This is a genomic window from Microlunatus panaciterrae, assembly GCF_016907535.1.
GTDB lineage: Bacteria > Actinomycetota > Actinomycetes > Propionibacteriales > Propionibacteriaceae > Microlunatus > Microlunatus panaciterrae.
In genome coordinates, this window is the sequence record NZ_JAFBCF010000001.1 from 1,629,411 (window position 1) to 1,655,963 (window position 26,553).

The window sequence follows — 26,553 nt, forward strand, 5'->3', positions numbered from 1 at the left end:
CGAGCTGATCTTCGTTGGCGCTATTCCGCGAGATCTCGTGGTCCAACCCGACCTTGGCGAAGTCAGTGACGGCTTTCGGCCGCGTCATGGCCGACGTACGGGGGCGTCTTCACTCATGTAAGCCCCACGAAGGGACCGCTTCTGACCCTGGCAAGGGCAGATCAGAAAGGCACCGCCTCCATGACGCACCACGCACAGGAAGAGAGATCCACCATGAAGAAGCACAGCATCAAAGGGCTAGCGATGCTCGTCGCACTCGCCGCCATGATTGCGCTGGGCATCGGTGGGGCCACCACCGCAAGCGCGGCACCCACAGCCACGGCGGACCCGACCGTCGTTCCGGTTACCGGCACGCTCGCCGACGGCACCGGCGCGGTGGCCGGCACCTTGGACGTGACGAAGTTCGTCAACAACAGCGGGCAGCTGACGGCTGTTGGCACCTTTACCGGCACGGTGACCGATGCCGCCGGCCAGGTCACCAGCGGCACCCAGCAGGTGAGCGTCCCCGTCGACCTGGCTCAGAGCTCTGGTAGCTGCCAGATCCTCGACCTGGTCCTCGGCCCGCTGGATCTCGACCTGCTCGGTCTGCAGGTCCACCTCGACACGGTTCACTTGAACATCACCGCACAGTCGGGCCCGGGCAACCTGGTGGGCAACCTGCTGTGTGCAGTGGCAGGACTGCTGAACGGCCCGACCGGCCTGAACGCAATCGTGACTCAGATCGCCAACCTGCTGAACCAGATCCTGGGCCTCCTCGGCTGACGCTGAGCCTGCAGAGCTGATCAGCTTCCGGACCGGCGCGCAGCCGTGGCGCCTGGTCCGGGAAAGGGGGTCCCAACACCCCCCCGGGACCACCCTCGAAGACCCCGCCCCCTGGGGGGCGGGGTCTTTGGCGTGCAGCTGCCTCAGTCAGGGAGGTGGCCACTGATCACGAGGGACGGCAGTCGGTCACCCAGAACACCTTGTGCTTCGTGTCCGCTCCCTGCGACCCATCGGCCTCTATGGTCAGTTTGACGTGATAGCCCTGCACTGGGTGCGGGGCACCGAGTCGAGGCAGCTGGCTTCCCAGGGTGTAGGTCCTCTGGGCGTCGACGTCCGTCCCGCCTCCGGCCGCATCTCCGCCGATGAAGACCCTGTCGGTACGAAGGACGACGCCGTCACCTGTCGGCGCCTGGCCGGTGAAGGTCACCTTCGCATACAGCGGGCCCTCGTCGAAGCCATAGAAGTCGATCTGGAACGGACAGCCCACATGCGGCTCGTTGTCGGGTGCCGAGTCGAACGGTGTGGCATCGACCTTCACCGTCCCGTTGTTCCCAGCCGGATCCGCGGCGAACGCGGGTGCGGACAGGCCGGCGACCGCGAGACATCCTGCGGCGGTCAGGGCGACGCTGGCAGCGCGCACCATGCGGGTCATCTTCTTCATGTCTTGCTCCCCCTTTGGCGACACCACGCCAGCCGACGGCCAGCCCCCCATGGTGTCGTCGCCTGCAGATTAACGTGATCAACAAGACTGCACAGCCTGACGAAGGAAATCCCGCCCATGATCAAACTCAGCGAGTTGCCATGGGCCCTGGATGGGGCCCCAGTGCCGTGAGGACTAGCCTGTCGGCATGACATCCTCACCGGTGACCGGTGTTGAACCGGTTCTCTCCGAAGACCAGATCGCCCAGTTCCACGAGCAGGGCTACGTGATCGTCAAGGGCGCACTCAGCCGCGAGGAGGCCGATCACTACCGCCGGTCGATCGTGTCCCTGTTTCCGCCCAATCTCGACCTCCCGGCCACCTGGGGCTCCTACGAGGGTCGGATCAAGCCGATGGCCTCGGCGGACAACCACACCTTCGACACCCCCGAACTGCTCCCGTTGATGACCAACGAGAAGCTCTACCGGGCCGCGAGCCAACTGCTGGAGTCCACCGCCCTGCGGGTGCTGGACGGGTCGGTCGGGATCACGTTCCGCAACGACGCCCATCCCGACCAGCCGCTGAGCCAGACGCTGCACATCGACGCATCGGTGCCCAACTCGGTCGACGACTTCACCTTCGAGACGCGTGAGCTCCAGGTCGGCGGGTGCTACTACCTGACCGATGTCGAGCCCAACGGCGGGGGGATCCACGTCGTACCGGGTGGCCACAAGATCGTCGAGGCCGAGGCGCGGGCTGCCGGTGGTGGCGGTCGGCATCTGCATCAGGAGTGGAAGCAGATCAAGCACCTGCAGAGCATCGAGGTGACCGGCGAGGCTGGCGACTTCGCGCTGCTGCACCACCTGATGCCGCACGGCGCCTCGCACAACCGCAAGGCCACCACCCGGATCGCCTACTTCGTCCGATGGGTGCGTGAGGACCAGACCTGGGGTGTCGGACAGAAGCCGGAGCCAGGCAGGTACGACCAGGCGCAGCTGGACGCCATGGGTGACTTCGGTCGCAAGCTCTTCGGTGTCGAGGACTGGTAATCGGGTCGGAGCCGCGGCCGTCCTAGCGGTCATCCTGCTGCAGGTCGCGGTCCCCCTGATCGCCAACTGCCTGCAGCCGCCGACCCGGTTCGGGTTCCAGATGTATTCAGGCCTCGGGTCCACCGAGGTCAAGATCATCGGGCGCGACGGCGAGTCGATCCCGTTCGACCAGCAGGCCGCACTGCCCGGACTGCTCCGGCCAGAGTTCGACTGGACCCGGGACCTGCCGGAGTATCTCTGCGCACACGTGTCCGGGGCTCACCAGGTGACTGTCGTCCAGTCGACGCATCGCAGGACGCTGACGTGCCCTTGATGGACCTCGAGGTCGACGCGCGCCCAGTCGCTGCCGTGCGCATCGGCGTCGGTTTGGCGACGGTGATCAACGTCCTCGAGATGTCTGTGCTGCTGTCGGCGATCGCCAACGGCAAGGTCGCACTGCCCGTGATGTCCTGGATCGCGCGACCAACCGAGCCGGTCATCATGATCTATCTGGTCGTCGGCGTTGCCGCCGGGCTGGCCCTGTCGGTCGGCTACCGAGCCTCAGCCGCCGCGCTGATCTCGGTGCTGGCCAACGTCGGCGTCTTCCTGTGGGACCAGCAGACGTACAGCAGCCACCGGTTCCTTGCGACCCTCCTGCTGGCCTATCTCGTCTTCGCCCGATCGGACCGGGTCTGGTCGCTCGGACGCAGACACCGCGACGGCGCGGCGACAGTCCCGTGGTGGCCCCAGCTGCTGATAATGACGCAGCTGTCCGTGCTCTACTTCTTCGCCGCCTTGAGCAAGATCAACCCGGTGTTCCTCAGCGGCAGAGCCCTCAAGTCCTGGGTCCGTTGGCCGCTCCCCGACCAGGTATTTCCCCTACTTGCCGTCGGTACGATCCTCACCGAGTTCTTCCTGGCCGGGGCGCTCTGGTTCCGACCGACGCGGCGGGCGGCCGCCCTGCTGGGCCTGGGACTGCACGCCTCGATCGTGGTCATGATGGCCGACCAGACCCTCCCCTTGATCGCCTTCTCCCTCCTCTGCGTCCCGCTGTACGCGCTGTTCCTGACCCGTCCTGCCGGAGGTGCGCGCTCTGGCCCTTCGACAGGCTCAGGGCACGTACACCTATCACGCGCTTGAGCCTGTCGGAGATCCACCCACGCGCTAACCCGCGGTGAGATAGCTGTGCACGTCGTAGACGGTGATCGCAGGCGGTCCCGGGATACCGACCTCCATCGTGACGGGCCCGATCTGATCTCGTGAGAAGGCTTCGAACTGCTCGCGGGTCTGCCACACATCGGTCACGCGCACACCATCCGGCGTTGCGGTGGACCAGTGGAAGAGGCCACCCGCCGCTCCCGGCCCGCCCGGCGTGAAGTGCATCTTCTCGATCACCTGGTCGTATTGCTCCAACGTTCCACCGGTGAAGTCCATCACCACTGCAATGGCCATTCCGAGCTCCTTTGGTCGGTCCACGGCCGACCTGCGCCAGCCCCCGAATGAACCGTTGGTTCCGTTGTACGCCGAGGGATAGAGCCCGTCAACGGTGCCCACGACGCCCTCCACGGTCTCAGAGCACGTAGACGGAGCTGAAGCTCTTCGACGAACTCAGAGCACGTAAAGCGGGCCTACCTCGAGACCTCCACCCGGAAGATGCGGTAGGCGCCTTGCCCGGAGGCGAAGGGGACCATGGCGATCTGGCGGTAGTGGCCGGACTCCAGCATGCGATCCGTGAGCTCGTTGGCCAGGGCGGCCTTGCTGCCGTAGCGGAGCACCACTACGCCGAAGTAGCCGTCGTCGATCGCTCTCCGGTACGCCTCCGGCCCTTCCAGATAGGACCCGTCAGGCAGCTGGTAGCGCAGGTAGTCGAGACCTGTGAACTCCCAGCCCGAGGTGGCCTGGTCCGAGAGGTAGTAGCGCGGGACCTCAAACTCCTCGGCCAGGATGTGCGTGTTGTTGGAGCGGACCACCTGTCTGAGGGTCTGCACCATCGAGGTGCTGTTCGGCCAGACCGAGTAGAGCGTGCCCGCCTGCTGCAGCCCGAGACCGAAGAGCATCGTGATCGCCGCGACGCCGACGATGCGCGACTTCCAGGACACCCGGCCGACCACGGTGAGCACCGTGTTGCAGGCGTAGCCGATCAACGGCGCGGCGAAGAACAGCCCGTAGGCGAGGTGCTTGTCCATCGACACGACCTCGCCCTTGATCACGTGATAGGTCGGTGCAATCAGCAGGGTGGCCATCATGGCCACTGCGAGGAGCCGCCCTGCCGCGCGGGTCCGGCGCCTCCAGAAGAGGCTGAAGCCCAGCGCTGCAAGGACGATCCCGGCTCCCGCCGAGATCACGATCCGTCTCACCAGCTCGGACCTCGGCAGGATCGCCTGGACCTGCCGATTGGTGGTGGTGTGGTCGAGCCCAGTGAACAGATCGGGCGTCAGTCGCCACAACACCAGGGCGGCGCCGCCGGCGAGTCCGAGCGCGAGCAGACCTCCGGCCAAGGCCTCCACCAGCCGCCGCTTGCTCCAGTGCACCCGGCCCAGCAGCAGCACGATGATCATCGGCACAAACGCGGCACCGGCATACTTCGTGAGAGCTGCTACCAGACAGATGGCGGCCACGACCGGGATGCGCCACCAGAGCTGGACTCCCGTTCGCACCGCCAGCAGCGCGGCGAGCGCCAGCAGGGCCAGGCACATCGCGTCGAAGGTGGCCAACCGACCGATGAAGAGCAGCGAACCCTGCACCGCCAGCACCGCGGCGCCGGCCAGCCCTGCCCGCCGCCCGAACATGGTGCGTCCGATCAGGTAGGCCGCACAGGTGATCCACAACGCGCACACCATGCTCGCCGTCCGGGCCAGCTCGGCACCGCCAAGGCGGTCCAGCCAGCCGGCGAACACCGGATAGAGCTGCGGCAGGCCGGAGAAATAGCTCGCATAGTTCTCCAGTGCGGGCTCACCTGACGTCCACGAACGCCACAGATCACGCCCGGCGAAGAGGTACAGCGCCTCGTCCTGGAAGGCGCTGTTGCGGAGCGTCAGCATGGCCATCAGCTGCAGCAGGAGTACGGCCGCCAGCGGGAACAGCGTCGCGGGGCGACGTCGCCGTACGGGCCGGTCCTCTCCGGGCACGCTTCCGCGCGAAGCCTGCCCGATCTCCGAACGCAGCGGCCCGGTCGGCTGAGCGGTCAACTCTTGATCACCCAGCAGGCCATTGCCGGCGACTCGCGCCAGGCCAGCTGCCCGATCACTCACCATCGTGGTCATCGCTGAACCTCCGTTCCCGCAGTGCCCGACACCGAGGCAGCCTCGAAAGACCGCGCCGACGAGGAGCCCGGAAGCAACGGCCATCGTGGATCCTTGGACCCGTCCGGCGGGGCCTGGTGATAGATCAGTGCGCGCACCTGCCCGTTCTTCTGCGCGGCGTGTACGGCCTTGCTGATCCAGGTGGCCTTGGCGGAGTCGCTGCCGGCGGCACTGATCTCCAGCAGCACCGCCTTGCCCGGGTGACGTGCCTGCACCGCCGTGATCGCGCGGTCGGGATCTGCCCAGCTGGTGCCGGGGTAGCTGATCAGGCTGAGGAGGACTGCGTCAACCTGGTTCGCGGCCGGTGCGAAAAGCTGATCACTGTCAGGATCGGCCGGGGCCCACACGAAGGCGACATTGTTGGCGCCCTCGGACCGGAAGAGCTCTCTCACATGGGACCAGGCCGGGCCGACGTCGGCGGGGATCCCACCATGGGCCACCGCAGTGGTCGCGGCCCAGCTCCGATCGACCTGGGGAAGCACCGTGAGGTAGATCGGCCCTCCGAAGGCGCGAGCCTGGTCGGCCCACCGACGCAGCTCGCCGTCGTGGGTCCCGTTGACGATAGCCGGCAGCCCGCTGTCCAGATCATCGCCGCCGGTGCCGAACACCAGCGTGATCCAGGGGGTGGTCCCTTCCTGGCGACGGCTGCTCATCCAGGCCAGGTCAAACGGCTCATCGACCTGTTGCGTCCGGCCGATGAGGTCCCACTTCCGACCCAGGGCGATTGAGCCGCTCGGTGGGGCGTCCCCTGCCAGCGCCAGCCCAACCTTCAGCTCGGACGGCTTGGCGCTGGGCTCGAAGGCGGCGGCGGCTGAGGGGTCCAGGTTGGGCAGGGCCACCGTGGCCACCGCCAGCAGGGCAAGGGTGGCCGTACCGGCCGCCAGAGCGTAACGCCGACGGCGCCGCGGCAGGACCCGCGCCAGTACGCGCAGCCGCTGGCCGACCGACGGGCGCTGCTGTCCTGAGGAGGGCAGACGCAGGCCGCGTACGTCGGCGAGGGCCAGCCCCAGCGCAACCGAAAAGCTGAGCAGGCTGTAGCCGACCCAGACCAGGCTGACGAGCTGGGCCGCACCCACCCGACCAGTAGCGAAGGAGAACGCGAGCACTGCCAGGCAGATGCCCAGACCGACGAGGTGCGGCAGGACGTGCCCGACCTGGCGGCCCGCCGCCCGCGACTTGGCGGTGACCGCGAAGCCGATCCTGCGACCGGCGAGAACGGTGACCAGGCTGCCGACCAGCACAGGGAAGCTGGCGAACCCCATCACCAGGCCACGCCAGGACGTCTTGCCGTTGGCCGCCACCAGGAGGACACCCTGGGAGAAGATCAGGTACGGCAGGAAGTGGTTGATGAAGTCACCCAGCGTGGCACCGCTCACGGCGGGGATGGCGGTGACCAGGAAGACCAACGGGGCAAGGACGAAGATCAGATCCTTGAGTCCTCCGAGGTAGTGCGTGGCGGCCAGTCCGTACTGGACCCGCTGCTCGAGGCTGAGGCCCGTCCGCGACGGCCAGAAGATCTGTCTGCCGTTGGTGCGCAGCGCTCCGAGAGTCCCGATCGCCCAGCGGCGCTGCTGTCCGAAGTAGGACCGCAGATCCATCGGGCCGAGGCCCCGTGCCAGCACTCCCGGGACGAAGACGCTGCGCCAGCGGGCGTGCAGCCTCAGCGAGGCGGCGAAGTCCTCGGTGACGGAGTCCTGCGGGAAGCCGCCGATCTCGTCGAGGGCGGCCGCACGAATGACCACGTTGGTGCCACAGATGAAGGCCGAGTTCTGCCTGGCCTTGCCCGGGCACAAGATCTTGTAGAAGATCGCCTGCTGGTGCTCGGCCCACCGGGCGACCGGGTTGTCCAGGTTGCGGTAGGTCTGGCTCGTCTGCACCCAGGCCACCTGCTCGTCGTCGAGCACGGGCACGGTGGCCAGCAGGAACTCCGGCTCGGCGATCTGGTCGGCGTCGAAGACCACCAGCAGAGCGTTGCCGTGGATGTTCAGCAGCCGACGGGCGTGTTCGATGTTGCCGGCCTTGGCACCCCCACCGACCTGCCGGGCCACGTGAACCACGCCACGGCTCTTGGCGAGCCGCTCGACGTCTCGCCAGCCGTTCCAGTTGGCGACCCGGCCGTCGTTGCAGACGACGATCGTCACCGAGGCGTGCGGATAGCGATCCTGGAACGCCGAGCGGGCCAGCAGAGCCGCGTCAATGGTCGGGCCGACGACGTCGACTCCCTCGTTGACGGTCGGGATCAGGACAAAGATCGGCAGCTCGGTCGCATCTGCCGTCGGCTGCCAGGGCTTCTCAGGCCGCGGCCACACGGTCCAGGCGATCCCGACGGCATGCAGGGCCCCGAAGGCCTCGGCGATCAAGAGTGGCAGCGAGATCCACCACGCTGACCAGTTGATCACTGTCGTCCGCCAGCTCAGGTAGTCGACGACCGCGACGAAGGAGCCCAACGACAGGGCGCTCACCAGGATCTGACGCCGGCTCCAGCCCAGCCCGTACGCGACGACCGGCACCGCCAGAGCCGCGACCACGGAGACGACGGGGCCCGGCTGCTTGAGCGCGACCCAGGCCAAGGCGAGGCCACAGACTGCCATAACCACGAAACCCGCCAGAAAACGGTGAGCGCGGATCTCCCGCCGATCGTTCGGCAAGTCTTCCTGCGCTCGGCGCTCGTGACCCGCCACCAATTGGGCGCGCGAAGGCGCGCTCGAATATCCCTGCATGTGCTGCATCCCCCCGGATAGAGCCAAAGCGGCCCGATCGGGTGTGGCATGCACGCCTGGTACCCCACGAGCCAATGACTCGTTCCCCCGAGTCGGGCAAAGCATAGCACCGCCATGGGTGAATGTCGAACTGCCTCAGGTCGTCAGACGTCACCCGACTCGAGCTGCCGCAGCCACAGGGTCAGCGGCCAGTCCTGATCGTTTGCGAGCGGGTCGGCGCGGTAGCCCGGGCGGCCGTCGACGGCGCTGGGCACGGTGAAGGCGCAGGTCGCCGAGCCGTCCGCGAAGATGTTGATCAAGTTGGCGTGGAAGATCTCCCGGGCCGCCGAGTCGGACTCCGCGGTACGCATCGTCGTGGGCAGCTGCCGCAGTGCCACCGCAGTGAGCACGCTCCAGTGGTGCGGGAAGATGTCGCCCCACTGCCGGTCTCGGCCGAACCAGTAGCCGTCCCAGTGCCGGATGCCGATCTCGTTCAGCCTGATGTGTGGCTGTGGTCCACCGAAGGCCCGCAGCCAGCGCACCGCCTGATCCAGCGGCCCGAGGAAGCGGTCCTGACCCTCGAGCTGCTCAGCCACGGCATAGAGGGTGACCAACGGCGCCACCATGGACTGTTCGTAGTTGACCTCGTGGCTCGGCAGGTTCACCGTGATCTTGGCGAAATGGGCCGCCTGCTGGACCAGCAGGTCCCGCAGGCCGGTCGCCCGGTCGGCCTGACCGGCCTCCAGCAGCCTCTCGGTCACCAGGACCAGCGCCTCGGGGTGGCCGATCGACAGATGCTCGCCTGCACCCAGCTCGAAGCTGCGCTCGAGGATTCGCGCGGCCAGGTCGAGATCATCGTCCGCGCCACCGTGATCATGCTGGGTGGCGAAGAAGTGAGCCAGCCACGGCGAGTTGTAGATGCGTACGGGCGCCTTGACCGTGCTGCCCCATCGGGGCGCCGCCGACTCATCCAGCAGCAGGTTCCGCGCGAAGTCGGCAAAGCCGACGAGCGCCTCATCCACCTCACCCGGTGAGTCGACCCAACCGCGTCGGCGAGCCTCCTGCAGCAGAGCTGGCATCGCCACCCGTTCGGCCCCGTCCGACCAGTCGGCCCAACCGTTGGTGGTCTGCGTCAGGCCGGTCGCGGTGTCGTAGGGAACGAAGGCGTAACGATAGGGCAACGGTCGTTCGGTCGGCCGATGCTGATCAAGGATGAACCGGACCCGGCGTCGGACCAGGTCGGGCAGCGGGCTGTGGAACAGCACCGCCGTCTGGGCCGAGTCGGTGCTCAGATGCACCGCACCGTGTTGGGTGCCGGTCACGGCGACCCGCTCACCCTCCCGCTCGACGCTGGCCTCCCCATCGACCCGCAGCCCGGCCGTGTTGCCCAGCACCGTGATCTGTTGACCCACCTCGGCATACAGCCGGTCGACGGTGAGCTGTGGCGTCGACGCTGCCAGAAATGCCTCCCGGCTCGCGAAGAAGCCGACTTCCCACTCAAGCAGCCAGGACTCGCCCGACGCGATCTCGATCGGCGGCTGGCCGCCGAAAGCCGTAGAATTCCTGGCCAGGTCGGTGGCCTGAAGCAGGAGGTGTCCGCGGACGTTGGAGGACGAGTTCTGGTTGCGCGACTCGACCGAATAGCTCCACAGGGCCCCGCTGCGGACGATCAGCCCCAGGGATCGGCCGGTGCCCGACATCGGTTGAGCCCAGACCCAGGCGTCCGCACCACCGGTCCACACGTGAGCGTGGACGGCCTGCGCCAACGAGGTCGCCGCGCTCTCGTACAGGTCCCGGAAGGGAGTGTTGATGCCGAGGCTGGTGACGACCAACGGCGCGGCACCAGTGTTGGTCAGCTCGTAGCGCTCCAGCAGGCGCTCACCGCCGGTCCGGGTGACCGTCAAGGTCAACGTGTCGAGCAGCGGATAGGTCAGCTGGACGCCGGGGCCGTCGAGCCGGCGCTCTGCGGGCTGCGACCATCGGGTGGAGCCCACGTTGGTGATCACGAACCCCGACCCCCAACGATGTTCGCTGGAATGGAAGGCGTCCGTCGTCTCGTCCAGCAGGAACCGGCGATCGGCGGCGTCCGGGTCCACGAACTGCAGAGGAGCACCGTCGTTGGGGTCGAGCAGCACGGTGCCGGGTCCGACAGGCAGAGTGATGGCGTGATCGGTCACACCCTTCATCCTGCCCGACGCGCCCTGAGCCTCTCGAAGAGCCCCAACGCGCCCTGAGCCTGTCGAAGAGCAGCGACGCGCTCTGAGCCTGTCAAAGAGCCCCAACGCGCTCTGAGCCTGTCGAAGAGCAGCCCTTCGACAAGCTCAGGGCGCGGAGAGACAAGCTCAGGGCACGGAGGGGAGACAAGGTCGGGGGCGTATCGCGCTAGGGTCGCGGGTATGGCCTCACCTTGGAAGGCGGATCGGGTCCGATCGGCCACCACCACCATCTTCGCCGAGATGTCCGCGCTCGCACTCTCGACCGGGTCCATCAATCTGGGTCAGGGGTTCCCCGACACCGACGGTCCCGATTTCATGCTGGAGACCGCCCGGCAGGCCATCGCCGACGGGATCAACCAGTATCCGCCGGGCCGGGGGATCCAGTCGCTCAGGCAGGCCGTCGTCGACCACACCTCGAGGCACTACGGCCTCCACTACGACGCCGACCTCGAAGTGCTGGTCACCACCGGGGCCACCGAAGCATTGGCCGCGGCCATCCTGGCCTTCGTCAACCCCGGCGACGAGGTGGTCGCCTTGGAGCCGTTCTACGACTCCTATGCGGCCTCTATCGACCTTGCCGGCGGCACCCGGGTCGGCGTCGGTCTGTTCGGCCCCGACTTCGTCCTTGACCTTGCCGAGTTCGAGCGGGCCTTCACCGCGCACACCAAGATGGTGTTGATCAACTCGCCGCACAATCCGACCGGTGCCGTGCTGCCGCCGGAGCAGCTGGCAGAGATCGCCAGGATCTGTGTTGATCATGATGTGTTGGTGGTCTGCGACGAGGTGTACGAGCATCTGGTGTACGACGATGCCACGCATGTGCCGCTCGCCTCGTACCCCGGTATGCGGGAACGGACGGTCCGGATCTCCTCGTCGGGCAAGACCTTCTCCGCCACGGGTTGGAAGATCGGCTGGGCGCTGGCACCGGCCGAGCTGATCACCGAGATCACCGCTGTCAAGCAGTTCCTGACCTACGTGTCCGGGGCACCGTTCCAACCCGCCATCGCCCGGGCCCTCAACGAGGGGGACGACTGGGTGGCTGAGCTGAGGGTCGACCTGCAACGCAAACGGGACCTGCTCGCCGAGGGACTCAGGAGCATGGGTCTGTCCCCCGCCCTCCCCCGCGGGACCTACTTCATGACCACTGACGTCCGGCCGTTGGGCTACCACGACGGGCTGGAGTTCTGCCGCGAGCTGCCAGGTCGCTGCGGAGTGGTGGCGATCCCTCACCAGGTCTTCTACGACAACACGGCCGCCGGCGCGCCCTACGTCCGCTGGGCCTTCTGCAAGCGGGACGAGGTCCTCGAGCAGGCGGTGGAACGACTGGCCAAGCTCGGCTGAGTCAGTCGGTCTCGAAGCGGTATCCCATCCCGGCTTCGGTGATGAGGTGTCTGGGGTGCGCAGGGTCCGCCTCGAGCTTGCGCCGAAGCTGGGCAGAATAGACCCGGAGATAGTTGCTCTGGGTGCGATAGCTGGGTCCCCACACCTGCTGCAGCAGTTGTTCGTGCGTCACCAGTCGGCCGCGGTGACGTACCAGGATCTCCAGGAAGTGCCACTCGGTCGGCGTCAGCCGAAGCTCGGCACCATTGCGGGAGATCTTCTTGGCCGCGAGGTCGATCCGCAACTCCCCCGCCTGCACCACCGGCGCATCACTCTCGCTGGGCTGTGCCCGCCGAAGAGCGGCCCGGATACGTGCGAGGAACTCGTCCATCCCGAACGGCTTGGTGACATAGTCGTCGGCGCCGGCATCCAGGGCACTCACCTTCTCGTCGGAGTCGTGCCGCGCCGAGAGGATGATGATCGGCACCGCCGACCAACCCCGGATTCCGCGGATGACGTCGACCCCGTCCATGTCCGGCAACCCGAGGTCCAACACCACCAGATCCGGGCGCCGCTTGGCCGCCGCCTCCAGCGCGCCCGCGCCGGTGCCGGCGGTGACGACGTTCCAGCCGCGCGCCCGGAGGTTGATGGCCAGTGCCTGGACCAGCCCAGGCTCGTCGTCGGCGACCAGAATGGTCTGTTGCTGTGTCATGACTGTCGCCGCTGGCCTTGCCCCGGCCTGACGACGCCGCTGCTCAGGGGCAACACCACGCTCACAGTCAAGCCGCCACCGGGGGTGTCCTCCGCCATCACGCTGCCGTCCACCGCGTCGATGAACCCCTTGGCCACTGCGAGCCCGAGACCCAGTCCCGCGCCCGCCGACCCGTCCCCCAGGCGCTGAAAGGGCTCGAACATCTGCTCTCTCAGCGAAGCGGCAATCCCTGGCCCACGGTCGACGACTCTGATCTCGATGGTCTCGCCGACGACGGCGGCCGAGATCATTACCGGCGCCTGGGACGGCGCACCATGTTTCACGGCGTTCTCGATGATGTTGGCCAGTGCACGCTCGACCAGCCCGGCATCGGTCGCGATCATCGGCAGTGCCTCGTCGAAGTCGAGCCGCACCGTGTCGGCGGGAACGTTCTCCAGCGCGGGCAGGATGATCTCATCCAGGCTGATGGCGCGGATCACCGGATGCGTGTTGCCAGTCTGCAGCCGGGAGAGGTCCAGCAGGTTGTCGACCAGCCGTTCCAACCGGTCCGTCGCCTCTCCGATCGTCCCGAGCAGCGCCTTCTCATCCGCCGGACTCCATTGCACGTCCTCCTGACGCAGGCTGGTGATGCTGGCCTTGATGTTGGCGAGCGGCGTCCGCAGATCGTGGGACACCGCCGCCAGCAGCGCCGTCTTGATGTCGTCGCCCTCTTTCAACGTCCGGGCCTCCTCTGCCCGGACCCGGAGCCGCTCTCGCTCCAGCACCGCCGACGCCTGGGCGGCGAAAGCCTCGAGCACCCGCCGTGAGCCACCCTCCAGCGCATGCCCGCGGAGGCCGAGCACCAGGAACGGGGAGATGGTGACCTCATTGTCCGCGTCCTCCGGGCGGCCGCATGGTGGCTCTCCCGCACAGTGCACGATCCGCCAGGCGGCGTCCTCCGCGTCCCGTTCGAGCAGCGTCGCCGAGTCCATCCGGAAGGTGGCCCGCAGCTGTTCGAGGATTGCCGCGACCGAGTCTTCGCCGCGGACGACGCTTCCGGCCAGCACGCTGAGGATCTCGGCGTCGTTGCTGGCCCGTCGAGCCTGGTCTGCACGCCGAGCAGCCCGGTCCACCACGGACGCGACCGCCACTCCGGTCAAGACCGAAGTCAGCAGGGCAAGGGCATGTTCCGGATCAGCGATAGTCAGCGTGTGCAGTGGCGGAGTGAGGAAGAAGTTGGCGAGCACAGAGCCCAGCACCGCAGCGGTCAGAGCCGGGCCAAGTCCGCCGAGCAGCGCCACGGCAACAGTGAGCGCCAGAAACAACATCAGGTCGGTGGGTAGACCCAACCCGTGGCCGAACGTGATGAGAAAGGCGGTCAGCAGTGTCGGGCCGAGCACCGACGTCAGCCATCCGACCAGTCGGCGACGGCGGCTGAGCAGCTCGATGCGGCGGGGCAGTAGTCCGCGGCCAGCCTGCTCATGGGCAACGACATGCACGTCGAGGCTCTCGACGGCCCCGGCGCCGCGTACCACCCCGTCGCCAACGCTCTCGGAGAAGAGTGCCTGCCACCGTGGCTTGCGACTGACCCCGACCACGATCAGGGAGGCGTTCGAGCCGACGGCGAAGTCGATGATGGATGCCGCGATGTCGTCACCGACGATCCGATGAAACGAGCCGCCGAGCCGCTCGGTGAGCAGACGCTGCGCCTCGAGAGTGCCAGGGTTGCCGTCCACCAGACCGTCCTCGCGGCCGACGTGCACCGCCAGCAGCTCACCGCCCGCGCCACGACCGGCGATCCTCGCGCCGCGCCGCAGCAGGGTCTCTCCCTCGGGCCCACCGGTCAGGGCTACAACGACGCGCTCACGGGCGGCCCAGGGTTGGGCGATGCCATGCTCGTTGCGATAGCTCTGCAGAGCGTCGTCGACGCGGTCGGCCAGCCACAACAGGGCCAGCTCCCGAAGGGCGGTCAGGTTGCCGACCCGGAAGTAGTTGCCCAGGGCTGGGTCGATCTTCTCCGCTGCATAGACATTGCCGTGGGCGAGACGGCGCCGGAGCGCCTGGGGCGACATGTCCACCAGCTCGATCTGATCAGCCCTGCGGACCACCTCGTCGGGGATGGTCTCTCGTTGCTTCACTCCGGTGATCTCGTTGACGACGTCGTTGAGTGATTCCAGGTGCTGGATGTTGACCGTCGAGATCACGTCGATGCCAGCTGCCAGCAGCTTCTCGACGTCCTGCCAGCGCTTCTCGTGCTGGACGCCCGGGACATTGGTGTGGGCGAGCTCATCCACCAGGGCGACGTCGGGGGCTCGGCGGATCACCGCGTCCAGATCCATCTCCTCGAAGGTCGATCCGCGGTAGGCCAGTCGGCGGCGTGGCACCACCTCGAGACCCGCGATCAGGGCCTCAGTGAGCTTGCGGCCGTGTGCCTCCACATAGCCGATCACGACATCGGTCCCCCGTGACGCCCGGCGGTGCCCCTCCGACAGCATGTCGAAGGTCTTGCCGACGCCCGGAGCGGCGCCGAGATAGATTCGCAGGGATCCACGCTGCATGAGACGAACCTAGTCCGCCGGCCAGTGCCCGGCGGTCACGAGAGCCGCTCGAGGGCCAGGTTCAACTCCAGTACGTTCACGGCTGGTTCGCCCAGGATGCCAAGCATGCGTCTCTGGGTGTGCGCCGCGACCAACCGCTCCACCTCAGCAGGCGGCAACCTCCGCGCACGCGCCACCCGGGCCGCCTGGAGTTGCGCGTACGCGGGAGAGATCGCCGGGTCGAGGCCACTGCCGGAGGCCGTGACCGCGTCAGCTGGGACCTTGTCGGGACTGACACCCTCCCGTCGCGCGATCTCGACCCGACGGGCCCTCACTAGAGTGGTGAGCCGCAGGCTGTTGGGGCCGAGATTCGACCCCGAGCTGGCGGTCGGGTCGTAGCCGCTGCCTGCGGCGGACGGCCGTGGCAGGAACCATCGGTCACCGGTGAACCGCTGACCGATGAAGCTGGAGCCCACTACTGCGCCCCGGTACGACACGAGGCTGCCGTTGGCCTGGCTGGGAAAGCCGAGCTGGGCGACTCCGGTGATCAACAGGGGGTAGGCCAGACCAAGGAGCAGGGTGAAGGCGGCCAGCACTCGCAGTCCGGCGAGTGACTGACGGAGCAGATTCATGAGCATTCCCTCTCTCTTCGGGGACGACGGTCAGCCGACGCCGGGAATCAGCGAGAGCAGGAGATCCAGCAGCTTGATCGAGACGAAGGGCGCGACCAGCCCACCGATCCCGTAGACCAGCACATTGCGTCTCAGCATCCTGGAGGCCGACATCGGCCGATAGTGCACTCCGCGCAGGGCCAACGGGATGAGGCCGATGATGATCAAGGCGTTGAAGATCACCGCCGAGAGGATCGCCGAGCGCGGAGTTGCCAGCTGCATGATGTTCAGCGCCTCGAGCCCGGGGAACATGGTGACGAACATGGCCGGAATGATGGCAAAGTACTTCGCCACGTCGTTGGCGATCGAGAAGGTGGTCAGCGCACCTCGCGTGATCAGGAGTTGCTTGCCGATCTCGACGATCTCGATCAGCTTGGTCGGGTCGGAGTCCAGATCGATCATGTTGCCGGCCTCCTTGGCGGCCGAGGTGCCGGTGTTCATGGCCACTCCGACATCAGCCTGAGCCAGAGCCGGCGCGTCGTTGGTGCCGTCCCCGGTCATCGCCACCAACCGCCCACCCGACTGTTCCCTACGGATCAGTTCCATCTTGTCCTCTGGCTTGGCCTCCGCCAGAAAGTCGTCGACGCCGGCCTCGGCGGCGATCGCCTTGGCGGTGACGGGATTGTCACCGGTCACCATGACAGTCCGGATGCCCATGGCCCGCAGTTCGCCGAAGCGGGCCCTGATGCCGTCCTTGACGACGTCGGCCAGGTGGATGACACCCAACACCCGTGCCCTGCCGCAACTGACCTCGCCGACGACGAGGGGCGTCCCTCCCGCCGCAGCGACCCGGTGGACGATCGAATCGATGCTCGGCTCGAGTTCTGAGGCGTCGGCAGCGGTGTCGGCCGGGTCAACATGCCCGGCCTCTGCCTCCGATCCGGATGTTCCGCCTTCCGCCGCCACCCACGCCAGCACGGCCGCAGCGGCCCCCTTGCGGACCTTCCGGCCATCTGCGAGGTCGATACCGCTCATCCTGGTTTGGGCGGTGAAGTTGATGAACTCGGCCCCCGGCAGCTCTCCCTCGTGCCGTTCCCGCAGTCCATAACGGGTCTTGCTCAACACCACCACCGACCGTCCCTCCGGCGTCGCATCGGCGAGGCTGGCGAGTTGGGCCGCGTCGGCCAGCTGGTCCTCGCGTCCACCGACCGGGATGAGTTCCACCGCCTGCCGGTTCCCCAGGGTGATCGTGCCCGTCTTGTCGAGCAGCAGGACGTTGACGTCTCCCGCCGCCTCGACGGCGCGACCCGACATCGCCAGCACGTTGCGCTGAACGAGCCGGTCCATGCCGGCGATCCCGATGGCGGAGAGCAACGCCCCTATCGTGGTCGGGATCAGACACACGAGCAGCGCCACCAGCACCACCACCGGCTGCGGCTCCCCGGAGTAGATCGACAGCGGCTGCAATGTGCTGACCGCGAGCAGGAAGATCATGGTCAGACTGACCAGCAGGATGTTCAGCGCGATCTCGTTCGGCGTCTTCTGCCGTGATGCACCCTCCACCATGGCGATCATCCGGTCCACGAAGCTCTCGCCGGGTTTCGCGGTGATGCGGACGATGATCCGGTCGGACAGCACCGTGGTCCCCCCGGTGACCGCGCATCGGTCGCCACCCGACTCACGGATCACTGGAGCGGACTCACCGGTGATGGCCGACTCGTCTACTGTGGCAATGCCTTCGACGACGTCCCCGTCGCCGGGAATCACCTGTCCGGCCTCGACAACCACCAGGTCGCCGATGGCGAGCGACACCGAGCTGACCAGCGACTCCCGACGGTCCTCCGAGAGCAGCCGCGCTGGGGTATCCCGCTTGGTGGCCCGCAACGATGCCGCCTGTGCGCGCCCGCGACCCTCGGCCACCGCCTCGGCGAGGTTGGCGAAGATGACGGTGAACCAGAGCCAACCAACGATCAGCCAGGCGAACAGACTCGAGTGCACCGTCGCCAGACCGGTGCTGACTATGGCGCCGACCTCCACGACGAACATCACTGGGTTCTTGATCATCACGCGAGGGTCGAGTTTCAGCAGCGCCTGCGGCAGGTTGCGCACGAGCTGGCTCGGGTTGAACGAGACGCCCGCAGACCGAGCCCTGTCCGGTCCCGTCATGACAGCCCCTCGGCTATCGGCCCCAACGCCAGGGCTGGGAAGAAAGTGAGTGCGGTCACGATCAGGGCCGTGCCGACGTGCAGGCCGACGAACAACGGCGTCTGGGTCGGCAGCGTCCCGGCATTCTCGGCTCGCCGTTGCTGCTGCGCAAGCGAGCCGGCCAGGGCCAGCACCAGAGCGATCAGCCCGAACCGGCCGATCAGCATGACGATCCCGAGGCCGACGTTGTAGAACGGTGTGTCGGCACCCAGACCGGCGAACGCGGACCCGTTGTTGTTCGCCGCAGAGGTGAAGGCGTAGAGCATCTCGGACAGACCATGGGGCCCCGGATTGAGCCTGGAATCCCGCCCCATGGGTGTCACCGCCGCCACAGCGACCCCGACCAGCAGCACAGCGGGCATGGCGAGGCAGTACAAGGCGACGTAGGTGATCTCCGCCCGGCGGACCCGTTTGCCCAGGAACTCAGGCGTTCGCCCCACCATCAGACCTGCGAGGAACACGGTCAGGATGGCGAGCACGACCAGCCCGAAAAGGCCCGAGCCGACCCCGCCGGGCGACACCTCCCCGAGCATCATGTTCAGCATCAGCACCGCACCACCGAGCCCGGTGAAGCTGGAGTGCATGCTGTCGACGGCGCCGCTCGACGTGGCTGTGGTGCTGGTCGCGAAAAGTACTGACGACGGGATGCCGAACCGGGTTTCCTTGCCCTCCATGGCCGCACCGGCCAGCTGCAGCGCTGTCCCCCGGTGGCTCGCCTCCATGGCCCAGAGCGCGATCAGCGAACCCAACCAGAGCACCGAAACGAAGCCCAACGCTGCATACCCCTGACGCATCCGTCCGACCATGCGTCCAAAGGTCCGGGTCAGGCACACCGGGATCAGCAGCTCCAGGAAGATCGCCAGCAGATTGGTGACCGCGTTCGGGTTCTCGAACGGGTGACTGGAGTTGGCGTTGAAGAATCCTCCCCCGTTGGTGCCGAGCTGCTTGATGACCTCCTGGGAGGCGACGGGCCCGGCGGGAAGCTGCTGTGTTCCGCCGGTCAGGGTGGTGATCTCGCGGACACCTGCGAGGTTCTGGATGACGCCGCCAGCCGCCAGCGCCAGGCCGAAGATCACCGCGAGCGGCAGCAGGATCCGTACGATGCCGCGGGTCAGGTCGGTCCAGAAGTTGCCAACGCCGCCACCCTCACTCGCCAGCCCGCGAATGAGCGCCATCGCGGCACACAGTCCGACCGCTGCAGACGCGAAGTTCTGCACCGTCAGCCCTGCCATCTGAGCCAGGTATCCCAACGAGGCCTCACCCGAGTAGGACTGCCAATTGGTGTTGGTCACGAATGACACCGCGGTGTTCCACGCCAGGGTCGGTTCCAGTCCCCGGTGGCCGAGCGAGAGCGGGAGAAACCGCTGCAGTCTTAACAGGCCATACAGGCACACCACCGACGCTGCGGAGAACCCCAGCAGGGACAGCAGGTAGTTGTACCAGCGCTGGTCCGCATCCGGGTCGACGCGCACCACTCGATAGAGGACACGCTCTGCGGCGAGGTGCCGTTCGGAGGTGAACACTCGAGCCATGTAGTCACCGAGCGGTACGTAGGCCACTCCGAGCAGCAGCACCAGGAGCGCGATCTGCAGAACCCCGGCCACAGTCGCAGTCATCAGAATCTGTCCGGTTTGATCAGGGCGACGGTCAGGTAGACCAGCAGGGCGCCAGCGATGATCAAGCCGACCAGGTTCTCGATGCTCACCGTCGGCCCCGCCGCAGGACGGACTGCCTGACCACGTGTGTCGGCTGGCTCTCCTGGTCCCCGGCCTGCAGACGACCCAGGGTGCGCGCCAGCCAGGCCACCCCCACGAAGAACAGTGCAGTCAGAGCGATGAACATGGCGTCCAGCATCAGATCTCCCAGCAGTTGCGGCACCGGTGTACAGGTTCCAGCCAACAGCCGCCGAGATCACTGGGCCGGTCGTCTTGACAGGTTCTTGACGCGACCAGACCTGACCTTGGCGAGATCCTGACGTGCGACGAGCCGGCAACGACTCGCTGAGCCGCATCGCCCGTCTGACCATCAGGTTTTCGTCAGGACCATTGCTTCCGTCGACCCAGACGCTGTTCCATAAAGTCATGGAACAGGTCATCGCCCGGCACCGGTCGGCTGTCATGGTGCTCGCCGTCGCAGTGCCCGCCCTCGCCTGCGCGCTCCTGTCCCTGCTGCGGGAGTGGGTGGAGAACACCAATGCCGCCCTCGGGTTGGTGCTGCTGGTGGTCGCCGCCGCATCCACCGGGCTGCGCTCCGCCGGGATTGTGGCGGCGCTGTCTGGCGCAGTGTCGTTCGACTATTTCCTGACGGCGCCCTACCACCGGCTGACCATCACCAACCGGGACGACATCGAAACCACACTGCTGCTGCTCGCAGTGGGCCTCGCCGTGACCGAGCTGGCCCTGTGGGGTCGACGACAGCAACATTCGGCCAGTCGGGAGCAGGGCTACCTGTCGGGGATGCTCGACACCTCCGCGACGGTTGCTGCCGGGACAACGCCGCCGAAGGACGTCATCAACCACATCTCGGCCGAACTGGTCGAGCTGCTCGACCTCGATCGCTGCCGAATCTCGACCGAGTCCGACTCGTCGCTGCCGTCGCTGCGACCTGACGGCACCCTCGTCGGGGCGTCAGGAGAAATCGCTGTCGAGCGCGACGGGCTGCCGACCGACACCGAGATCGCCCTACCGGTACGCAGCGGTGGGGTGGTGGTCGGCAGCTTCCTGCTCACCGCCGCCAGCCACGTGGCCCGCCCCGGGCAGGAGCAGCGCCGCGTGGCGGCCGCACTGGCCGATCTGGCGGGACCGTCACTCGAGACGGGGTCGCCGTCAGCGGCGGAGTGATCAGATTGGGAGCGGTGCCAGCGCAGGACTCTGCACTGTTGCCGCCCCCTGTCGCGCCCCGGAACGCAGCGCGTCGCCCACCAGTCCCGAGCGGAGATAGCTGACCAGGAAGCCCGCCAGGAAGGCGTCCCCGGCGCCGTTGCTGTCCACCAGAGCGGAGATCGGTTCGGCCTCAACCTGGTGCCAACCGCCGTCTCCATCCAGCGCAGTCGCCCCGTCGGCTCCATGAGTGCAGACCACCAGTCGCGCGCCGGCGTTAATCCGCTGCTGCATGAACACCTCCGGCTCCGGCATCCGGTCTGCGCTCAGGAACAGGTAGTCGGCGGCGTCCGCGAACTCGGCATGGAACGGGTTCACACCGTCATAGTCGTGCAGGTCGCACCAGATCGGCAGGCCCAGCTCCCTCGCCGTTCGCAGCAGCGGGCGGGATGCGTCGGCAAGGTCGATGATCACCGCGTCTGCCGCCTGCATCGCCGCCACACTGGCACTGTCATGGCGCGGGCCGTCAGGGCCCAGTTGTGACCCGTGCAGATAGATCGACAGCCGCTGCCCGGCACTGTCCATCAGGTTGAGGTGCTGCTCGGCCCGCCCGTCGGCATCCTCCTCGATGATCAAGGACACACCTGCCGACTCCAGGGCTGACCGGATCAGCCCAGAGGGTGCGTCCGCGCCCAGCACCGTACGCAGAGTCACCTCGGCCCCCAGGTGCCGCAGGTTCAAGGCCTTGCCGGCGGAGGTGCCGCCGAGGGTCGGATAGCTGTGCCTGGCGGCCATCATCTGCGGCACCGGTTCCGGCAGATGATCAAGGAACACCAACAGGTTCCATGCCGCCGGCCCGGCGACGAAGATCCTGAGGGACTCAGCCATGCTGCGGTCTCCAGTCGTACCAACGGGTGGCAGCGGGAGTCCAGACGAGCAGCAGGCACAGACCGACGTAGCCGGCCAGCGGTACCCACCACCGCAGGTCCTGGTGCAGCCACCAGGCGGACCAAACGAGCGCCGCCAGCCCGGCCACCGAGAAGGCGATGCGGTGGGCCGCCCGGCGTGCCAGCACCATCAAGCCGACCACCGTCGCCGCCAGCGGGAAGCCGTACAGCGGCCAGGCCAGCCCCTCGATCATCCGCAGATGGAAACGGTTCATGATGTGGAAGAACGCCCCCTGGACCTGGTCGGAGGTGTCCAGCTGATCGGCACCGACGGCGGCGACCAGCCAGGCGAAGCTGAGCACCACCAGCCATTGCATCGACGCTGTCACAGCCATGGTTGCGGCGACCGTGACGCCTCCTGGGCGGGGCGGTGGCTGGGGGGTCGGTCGGGCGGCGGCGGGCGCGAACGGCGGTGGCAGTGGTGCGCCGTGATAGGGCAGCACCTGCGTCGGAGGATCGGAGGGCCGTCCATAACCCATGGGCTGCCCGGAATAGCCACCGTAAGGGACGGGCGGCCGAAACTCTGGCGGGTAGCCCTGGTTGGGCGGTTGCGACATGCCGTCCAGGGTATCGGCCTTGCGGCAGGCGCCCGGTGAAGAGCCGCACCGCGCTCTGCGCCCGTCGAAGAGCCCGCACCGCGCTCTGAGCCTGTCGAAGAGCCGCCCTTCGACAAGCTCAGGGCACGTGGGAGACAAGCTCAGGGCACGTGGCAGACAAGCTCAGGGGCGCATCGCGGAAGCCAGGGTGAGTCCGCCGACGTCGAGGACCAGCTCGCACATCATGGCGTTCGCCCAGGAGAACCAGGGCCGGGTGAACTCGGTCGGATCGTCGACGTTGAAGGACTCGTGCATCTGGCCGGTGCCGGCCGTGGTGTCGCTCAGCACCTGCAGGATGCGGCGCTTCTCCCGTGGGTCCGGGGACGTCAGCCCCTCCACGGCGAGGCCGATTGGCCAGACGTTGGGACCGGGAGTGTGCGGGCTGCCGATCCCGCTCGCCGCCGTACCGCTGAAGTAGGTCGGGTTCTCCGTGCTCAGCAGCAGTGACCGGGTGGCCAGGTAGACGGGGTCCTCGACATCGACGAAGCCGGTCAGCGGCGCCGACAGCAGGCTCGGCATGTTGGCGTCATCCATCAGCACGAAGTTGCCCAGTCCGTCTGTCTCGTAGACGAAGACGCGGCCGCGGGTCGGGTGCTCAGTGACGCCGAACCGGGCGATGCCTGCCTCGATCGTGTCGCGCAGGGCGACCGCTCGGGCGGCCAGCCCCTCATCACCCAGCACCTGCTCGGCGATCTGGGCCAGGTAGCCGAGGGCAACCGAGGCGAACATGTTGCCCGGAATGTTGTAGTTGTAGCGACAGGCGTCGTCGCTTGGTCGGAAGGCGCTCCAGGACAGCCCGGTCCAGCCGATCGGCTCCGCGCGCCCCGCCCTCGTCAGCGTGTCACTGGCCGGACCGTGCAGCCGCTGGAAGGTGTACGAGGAGCGGTGATCATGATCGAGCTCTCGCGTCCAGAGCTCCAGGATCGCCTCGGCCGCGGGTCGGAAACGATCATCGATCACCTCCTGGCGGCCGGTGATGCGCCAGAGCCGGTGGGCCAGCTCAAGGGGATAGCACAGCGAGTCGATCTCGTACTTGCGTTCCCACACCTCGGGAAGCAGCTCGGTCACGTCGTCGTCATGGTTCCCCGGCCCCGTTGTGCGCTTGAAGGCATTGGCGTAAGGGTCCAGCACCAGGAACTCGAGCTGTCGGTGCAGAATGCCGATCAGCACATCCTGCAGCTGCGGATCATCGCCACACAAGATCAGGTACGGCCGGATCTGCGCCGCCGGATCCCGCAGCCACATCGCTGGAATGTCGCCGGTCAGGATGAACGTCGTCCCGTCAGGCAGGCGTTCGGCGACCCGGCCGAGGTTCTCGGCCATGGACCGCTCGAACAGGTCGACCACCGGGTCGTCGTCCAGCAGCCGCCGCAGCCGCGCAACAACGCGTTGAAGATTGCCAGGATCGATACCTACCACCATGGAAAGCCTTCCAGATCAGGAGAAAACGAGGAACGCACAGTTGACCGCCAAGGTCAGCCTGCCCGCGCTCCGAGCAACAGTGCCGAGGGATTGACCGAGAAGGTGTGGTCCAGCACCAGACTCGCCGCTCCAACCGCCCCCACATCCTCTCCCAGGTCGGTGCCCGACACGCTCAGGGAATGGATGCCTCGGGCTATGAAGCGGTCGTCCAGGTCCTGGCGTCTCTGCGGATCGAAGAAGGGCTCGAGCGGCGCCCAGTGGGGCCCTCCGAAGACGACGCGGTCGAGGTCCAACAGGTTGGCGATGTCCTCCACTACCTTGGCGATCCGATCGACCAGAGCCAGCATGATCTTTCTTGCCTCGCCATCGTCCGCCAGCGCCATCCGCGCCAGTTCGGTGAAGGCGTGCTCCACCCGCTGTCGATCGTCAAGATCGATCGTCGGGTCCAGCAGCCCAGCCGCCACCCCGAGCTGCACCAGGTAGCGCGGCTGGCTGGTCTCTCCGACGCAGCCGCGCCGACCGCAGAAACACCTCGGACCTTCAGGGTCGACGATCACGTGCCCGATCTCACCGACGTTGTGGGATGAACCTCGCACCAGGTCGTTGTTGATCACCAGACCTGCCCCGATGCCGGTACCGAGGTAGAAGAAGACGAAGTTGCCACTGCGGCTCTCACCACCCGACCACTTCTCTGCTGCCGCTGCGGCCGTCACGTCCTTGTCCAGCAGCACCGGCAACCCAGTGGTCTCGCGCAGCGCCTCCCGCAGCGGCACCCGGTGCCAGCCCTCCAGGTTGGGTGGATCGATGACGATGCCCTGGATGATGTCGACCGGCCCCGGTGCGGCGATGCCGACACCGACGATGCGGTTGCGTTCGATCCCGGCCTTGGTCACCAGCCGTTCAATCTCGGTGGCCATTCGGCGGATGATGACTGAGGGGTTGATCCTGGCCGGTGTGACGCGGCGACTGCGCGCCACCGTCCTGCCGGTCAGATCCAAGATCACATAGGTGATCACCGCAGGATCGAGGTGGACGCCGACTGCGTACTGCCCGGTCGGCTCGAGCTCGAGCAGGGTTCGGGGTTTGCCACGGGCGACGGGTGCCCGGCTGCCTTCGCGCACCAGGCCAGCTCTGAGCAGCTGGCGGGCGATGTTGCTGATCGACTGGGCGGACAGCCCCGTCATCTCGGCCAGCTCGACCCGGCTGATTCCGCTGCGACTGCGGCGGATGGCGTCCAGGATGACGGTCTGGTTGAAGTCACCGACACTCACCTGGTTGGCGCCCCGTGGCGAGATTCCCCCGTCGGTCAGATCTCTCATCCTGTCGCCGCCCTCGGTTGCGACGATCTCGGTTGACGCAGGACGAGCGTCCTCGCAGGTCCCGCGAACGGCGCGAAATGATTCACAGTTGGTGTTCCGTCCTGGGACGAGGTCGGGTCCGACTCGATCGGCGGACTCCTCCAGCGTCCATCCTGCGTACACGTATCGGTGTTAACTCCAACAAATTTAGTTAAGACGGTCCCCGCCGGTCAATGCCGCAGCCGCTCCGGCTGGACGCCTGCCTGGCCGGAAAGCAGAATCCGACCCTGGCGGCAACGCCAGGGTCGGACTCTTCGGCCCGGGGGGAGGCCTCGGAGAGGCTCGGCTAGTGGCCGGCCTTGTGCAGATGTCTCAGGCACTCGCCGTACGACTCGATCACACCGCAAGCGCGGTACGGCAGGTCGATGGTGGCGCAGTAGTCCCGGATGATCGGCTGCGCCAGCTTGAGGTGCGGACGCGGCATGCTCGGGAAGAGGTGGTGCTCGATCTGATAGTTCAGGCCACCGAGCATGAAGTCGACCACCGGCCCACCCAGCACGTCGCGGGAGGTCAACACCTGCTTGTGCAGGTGGTCGAGCCGCGAGCCCGCCGGCGGCATCGGCATCCCCTTGTGGTTGGGGGCGAAGGCCGAGCCGAGGTTGAGGCCGTAGAGGCCGCGGTGGATCAGGATGAAGAGGATGGCGACCGGCGGCGGGAGAAGGATGAAGAGGAAGCCGAAGTAGACCGCGAAGTGCAGGACCAGCAGGCCCACCTCGAGTGTGCGCGCCTTGGCGGGCCGCGCCTTCAACGCCCGGAATCCGGCGACGGAGAGGTTCCAGCCCTCGAAGGTGAGCAGCGGGAAGAAGAAGGCTGCCTGGTGCCTGGCGAACCAGCGCGCAAACCCGGTCTTCTTGGCGGCCTGCTCTTCGCTCCAGGCGATGATGCTCTCGCCGACGTCGGGGTCCAGGCCTTCCTGGTTGGGGTTGGCGTGGTGGCGGAGGTGCTTGTCCTGCCACCAGCCGTAGGAGATGCCCGCCAGCACGTTGGCGGCGATGACACCGATGACGCGGTTGGTCTTGCGCGACTCGGAGATCTGCTGGTGACCGGCATCATGCCCGAGGAAGCTGACCTGGGCCGACACGATGGCGGCGACCGGGGCGAGCAGCAGCACCCACCAGGAGCCGGAGAGCAGCACAATTCCCGCGGCAACGGCGGCCAGGCCGAGCAATATCAGGGTGCCACGCCACAGATAGTGGTCGATGCGGCGTTCGAGCAGGCCGTCGGCCACGATGCGATCGCGGAGCGGCCCGAACTCACTCTTGGCGCGGGTACTGGCGGAACCGCGCGTGGGCGCCGGCTGGGCGACGTGGACTGTGGTGGTCATAGATCAACCATCCCCTACGGCGGGCCTGCGCACATTGGGAGCAGCACCCGAATTCATCGGGGGGATAACCCCCCTCC

23 protein-coding genes are annotated in these 26,553 nt (G+C 67.2%); 6 read left to right on the forward strand and 17 right to left on the reverse strand.

What is annotated here, in order from left to right; translation table 11 throughout:
• Window positions 1-213 precede the first annotated feature (213 nt).
• Window positions 214-762 carry a hypothetical protein gene (locus JOE57_RS07390; RefSeq protein ID WP_204917081.1) on the forward strand — a complete coding sequence of 183 codons (549 nt, stop codon included), beginning with the start codon at window positions 214-216 and terminating at the stop codon, window positions 760-762.
• Window positions 763-928: 166 nt separating this feature from the next.
• Here the strand turns inward: JOE57_RS07390 and JOE57_RS07395 are convergent, their stop codons facing one another.
• Window positions 929-1,423: a hypothetical protein gene (locus JOE57_RS07395; RefSeq protein ID WP_204917082.1), complete on the reverse strand. Its 495-nt coding sequence runs from the start codon at window positions 1,421-1,423 to the stop codon at window positions 929-931.
• A 187-nt stretch (window positions 1,424-1,610) separates the two neighbouring features.
• Here JOE57_RS07395 and JOE57_RS07400 point away from each other — a divergent pair, with 187 nt between their 5' ends.
• Genes JOE57_RS07400 through JOE57_RS07410 form a run of 3 tightly spaced genes read left to right on the forward strand, consistent with a single transcriptional unit; the run spans window position 1,611 to window position 3,569 of the window.
• Entirely contained in the window at window positions 1,611-2,450 is an 840-nt protein-coding gene (locus JOE57_RS07400) for a phytanoyl-CoA dioxygenase family protein (RefSeq protein ID WP_204917083.1), read from the forward strand.
• Entirely contained in the window at window positions 2,434-2,763 is a 330-nt protein-coding gene (locus JOE57_RS07405) for a hypothetical protein (protein WP_204917084.1), read from the forward strand. Before JOE57_RS07400 ends, JOE57_RS07405 begins: the two co-directional genes overlap by 17 nt.
• The gene (locus JOE57_RS07410; protein ID WP_239579292.1) at window positions 2,763-3,569 is read left to right on the forward strand and encodes an HTTM domain-containing protein; all 807 of its coding nucleotides are present in this window, start codon (window positions 2,763-2,765) and stop codon (window positions 3,567-3,569) included. The genes JOE57_RS07405 and JOE57_RS07410 overlap by 1 nt, the downstream gene beginning before the upstream one ends.
• Before the next feature lie 24 nt (window positions 3,570-3,593).
• Here JOE57_RS07410 and JOE57_RS07415 read toward each other — a convergent pair whose 3' ends face one another.
• The 4 genes from JOE57_RS07415 to JOE57_RS07430 form a co-directional block, all read right to left on the reverse strand.
• Window positions 3,594-3,881, reverse strand: coding sequence for a hypothetical protein (locus JOE57_RS07415; RefSeq protein WP_204917086.1), 288 nt, complete (start codon window positions 3,879-3,881; stop codon window positions 3,594-3,596).
• A gap of 176 nt (window positions 3,882-4,057) precedes the next feature.
• The gene (locus JOE57_RS07420) at window positions 4,058-5,692 is read right to left on the reverse strand and encodes a glycosyltransferase family 39 protein (RefSeq protein ID WP_204917087.1); all 1,635 of its coding nucleotides are present in this window, start codon (window positions 5,690-5,692) and stop codon (window positions 4,058-4,060) included.
• Entirely contained in the window at window positions 5,689-8,322 is a 2,634-nt protein-coding gene (locus JOE57_RS07425; protein WP_239579293.1) for a glycosyltransferase family 2 protein, read from the reverse strand. Before JOE57_RS07425 ends, JOE57_RS07420 begins: the two co-directional genes overlap by 4 nt.
• Window positions 8,323-8,594: 272 nt before the next feature.
• Entirely contained in the window at window positions 8,595-10,607 is a 2,013-nt protein-coding gene (locus JOE57_RS07430; protein WP_204917089.1) for a hypothetical protein, read from the reverse strand.
• 219 nt (window positions 10,608-10,826) lie between these two features.
• On the opposite strand from JOE57_RS07430, the gene JOE57_RS07435 reads away from it, so the two are divergent.
• Window positions 10,827-11,987, forward strand: a complete 1,161-nt coding sequence (locus tag JOE57_RS07435; protein WP_204917090.1) for a pyridoxal phosphate-dependent aminotransferase — start codon at window positions 10,827-10,829, stop codon at window positions 11,985-11,987.
• 1 nt (window position 11,988) lies between these two features.
• On the opposite strand, the gene JOE57_RS07440 is transcribed toward JOE57_RS07435, so the two are convergent.
• From JOE57_RS07440 to JOE57_RS07470, 7 genes are read right to left on the reverse strand one after another with little or no spacing between them, the layout of a single operon-like run.
• A complete protein-coding gene (locus JOE57_RS07440) occupies window positions 11,989-12,678 on the reverse strand; it encodes a response regulator (RefSeq protein WP_204917091.1) in 690 nt (229 codons plus the stop codon).
• The gene (locus tag JOE57_RS07445) at window positions 12,675-15,215 is read right to left on the reverse strand and encodes a DUF4118 domain-containing protein (protein WP_204917092.1); all 2,541 of its coding nucleotides are present in this window, start codon (window positions 15,213-15,215) and stop codon (window positions 12,675-12,677) included. Before JOE57_RS07445 ends, JOE57_RS07440 begins: the two co-directional genes overlap by 4 nt.
• A gap of 35 nt (window positions 15,216-15,250) precedes the next feature.
• Window positions 15,251-15,832, reverse strand: a complete 582-nt coding sequence (gene kdpC / locus JOE57_RS07450; protein ID WP_420827668.1) for a K(+)-transporting ATPase subunit C — start codon at window positions 15,830-15,832, stop codon at window positions 15,251-15,253.
• A gap of 24 nt (window positions 15,833-15,856) precedes the next feature.
• Window positions 15,857-17,971: a potassium-transporting ATPase subunit KdpB gene (kdpB, locus tag JOE57_RS07455; RefSeq protein WP_204917094.1), complete on the reverse strand. Its 2,115-nt coding sequence runs from the start codon at window positions 17,969-17,971 to the stop codon at window positions 15,857-15,859.
• Complete coding sequence (kdpA, locus tag JOE57_RS07460; protein WP_204917095.1) at window positions 17,968-19,626, reverse strand: potassium-transporting ATPase subunit KdpA; 1,659 nt, start codon at window positions 19,624-19,626, stop codon at window positions 17,968-17,970. The genes kdpB and kdpA overlap by 4 nt, the downstream gene beginning before the upstream one ends.
• Window positions 19,626-19,715 (reverse strand): K(+)-transporting ATPase subunit F, encoded by a 90-nt coding sequence (gene kdpF, locus JOE57_RS07465; protein WP_204917096.1) that lies wholly within the window; start codon window positions 19,713-19,715, stop codon window positions 19,626-19,628. Before kdpF ends, kdpA begins: the two co-directional genes overlap by 1 nt.
• Window positions 19,712-19,888, reverse strand: coding sequence for a hypothetical protein (locus JOE57_RS07470; RefSeq protein ID WP_204917097.1), 177 nt, complete (start codon window positions 19,886-19,888; stop codon window positions 19,712-19,714). Before JOE57_RS07470 ends, kdpF begins: the two co-directional genes overlap by 4 nt.
• Window positions 19,889-20,091: 203 nt before the next feature.
• Between JOE57_RS07470 and JOE57_RS07475 the strand changes: the two genes are divergently transcribed.
• Entirely contained in the window at window positions 20,092-20,850 is a 759-nt protein-coding gene (locus tag JOE57_RS07475; RefSeq protein ID WP_204917098.1) for a DUF4118 domain-containing protein, read from the forward strand.
• On the opposite strand, the gene JOE57_RS07480 is transcribed toward JOE57_RS07475, so the two are convergent.
• From JOE57_RS07480 to JOE57_RS07500, 5 genes are all read right to left on the reverse strand, one after another.
• Window positions 20,851-21,717 carry a carbohydrate kinase family protein gene (locus JOE57_RS07480; RefSeq protein WP_204917099.1) on the reverse strand — a complete coding sequence of 289 codons (867 nt, stop codon included), beginning with the start codon at window positions 21,715-21,717 and terminating at the stop codon, window positions 20,851-20,853.
• Window positions 21,710-22,333, reverse strand: a complete 624-nt coding sequence (locus JOE57_RS07485) for a hypothetical protein (protein WP_204917100.1) — start codon at window positions 22,331-22,333, stop codon at window positions 21,710-21,712. Before JOE57_RS07485 ends, JOE57_RS07480 begins: the two co-directional genes overlap by 8 nt.
• Before the next feature lie 162 nt (window positions 22,334-22,495).
• Window positions 22,496-23,794 carry a glycoside hydrolase family 125 protein gene (locus tag JOE57_RS07490; protein WP_204917101.1) on the reverse strand — a complete coding sequence of 433 codons (1,299 nt, stop codon included), beginning with the start codon at window positions 23,792-23,794 and terminating at the stop codon, window positions 22,496-22,498.
• Window positions 23,795-23,847: 53 nt separating this feature from the next.
• A complete protein-coding gene (locus JOE57_RS07495; protein WP_204917102.1) occupies window positions 23,848-25,113 on the reverse strand; it encodes an ROK family transcriptional regulator in 1,266 nt (421 codons plus the stop codon).
• Window positions 25,114-25,438: 325 nt separating this feature from the next.
• Window positions 25,439-26,476 carry a fatty acid desaturase family protein gene (locus tag JOE57_RS07500; protein ID WP_204917103.1) on the reverse strand — a complete coding sequence of 346 codons (1,038 nt, stop codon included), beginning with the start codon at window positions 26,474-26,476 and terminating at the stop codon, window positions 25,439-25,441.
• Between the last annotated feature and the right edge of the window lie 77 nt (window positions 26,477-26,553).

Coding starts and splice junctions, on each gene's coding strand:
- JOE57_RS07390 (WP_204917081.1), top strand. CDS start 214: ATGAAGAAGCACAGCATCAAAGGGCTAGCGATGCTCGTCGCACTCGCC.
- JOE57_RS07395 (WP_204917082.1), bottom strand. CDS start 1,423: ATGAAGAAGATGACCCGCATGGTGCGCGCTGCCAGCGTCGCCCTGACC.
- JOE57_RS07400 (WP_204917083.1), top strand. CDS start 1,611: ATGACATCCTCACCGGTGACCGGTGTTGAACCGGTTCTCTCCGAAGAC.
- JOE57_RS07410 (WP_239579292.1), top strand. CDS start 2,763: ATGGACCTCGAGGTCGACGCGCGCCCAGTCGCTGCCGTGCGCATCGGC.
- JOE57_RS07415 (WP_204917086.1), bottom strand. CDS start 3,881: ATGGCCATTGCAGTGGTGATGGACTTCACCGGTGGAACGTTGGAGCAA.
- JOE57_RS07420 (WP_204917087.1), bottom strand. CDS start 5,692: ATGACCACGATGGTGAGTGATCGGGCAGCTGGCCTGGCGCGAGTCGCC.
- JOE57_RS07425 (WP_239579293.1), bottom strand. CDS start 8,322: ATGGCAGTCTGTGGCCTCGCCTTGGCCTGGGTCGCGCTCAAGCAGCCG.
- JOE57_RS07435 (WP_204917090.1), top strand. CDS start 10,827: ATGGCCTCACCTTGGAAGGCGGATCGGGTCCGATCGGCCACCACCACC.
- JOE57_RS07440 (WP_204917091.1), bottom strand. CDS start 12,678: ATGACACAGCAACAGACCATTCTGGTCGCCGACGACGAGCCTGGGCTG.
- JOE57_RS07445 (WP_204917092.1), bottom strand. CDS start 15,215: ATGCAGCGTGGATCCCTGCGAATCTATCTCGGCGCCGCTCCGGGCGTC.
- kdpC (WP_420827668.1), bottom strand. CDS start 15,832: ATGCTCATGAATCTGCTCCGTCAGTCACTCGCCGGACTGCGAGTGCTG.
- kdpB (WP_204917094.1), bottom strand. CDS start 17,971: ATGACGGGACCGGACAGGGCTCGGTCTGCGGGCGTCTCGTTCAACCCG.
- kdpA (WP_204917095.1), bottom strand. CDS start 19,626: ATGACTGCGACTGTGGCCGGGGTTCTGCAGATCGCGCTCCTGGTGCTG.
- JOE57_RS07475 (WP_204917098.1), top strand. CDS start 20,092: ATGGAACAGGTCATCGCCCGGCACCGGTCGGCTGTCATGGTGCTCGCC.
- JOE57_RS07480 (WP_204917099.1), bottom strand. CDS start 21,717: ATGGCTGAGTCCCTCAGGATCTTCGTCGCCGGGCCGGCGGCATGGAAC.
- JOE57_RS07485 (WP_204917100.1), bottom strand. CDS start 22,333: ATGTCGCAACCGCCCAACCAGGGCTACCCGCCAGAGTTTCGGCCGCCC.
- JOE57_RS07490 (WP_204917101.1), bottom strand. CDS start 23,794: ATGGTGGTAGGTATCGATCCTGGCAATCTTCAACGCGTTGTTGCGCGG.
- JOE57_RS07495 (WP_204917102.1), bottom strand. CDS start 25,113: ATGAGAGATCTGACCGACGGGGGAATCTCGCCACGGGGCGCCAACCAG.
- JOE57_RS07500 (WP_204917103.1), bottom strand. CDS start 26,476: ATGACCACCACAGTCCACGTCGCCCAGCCGGCGCCCACGCGCGGTTCC.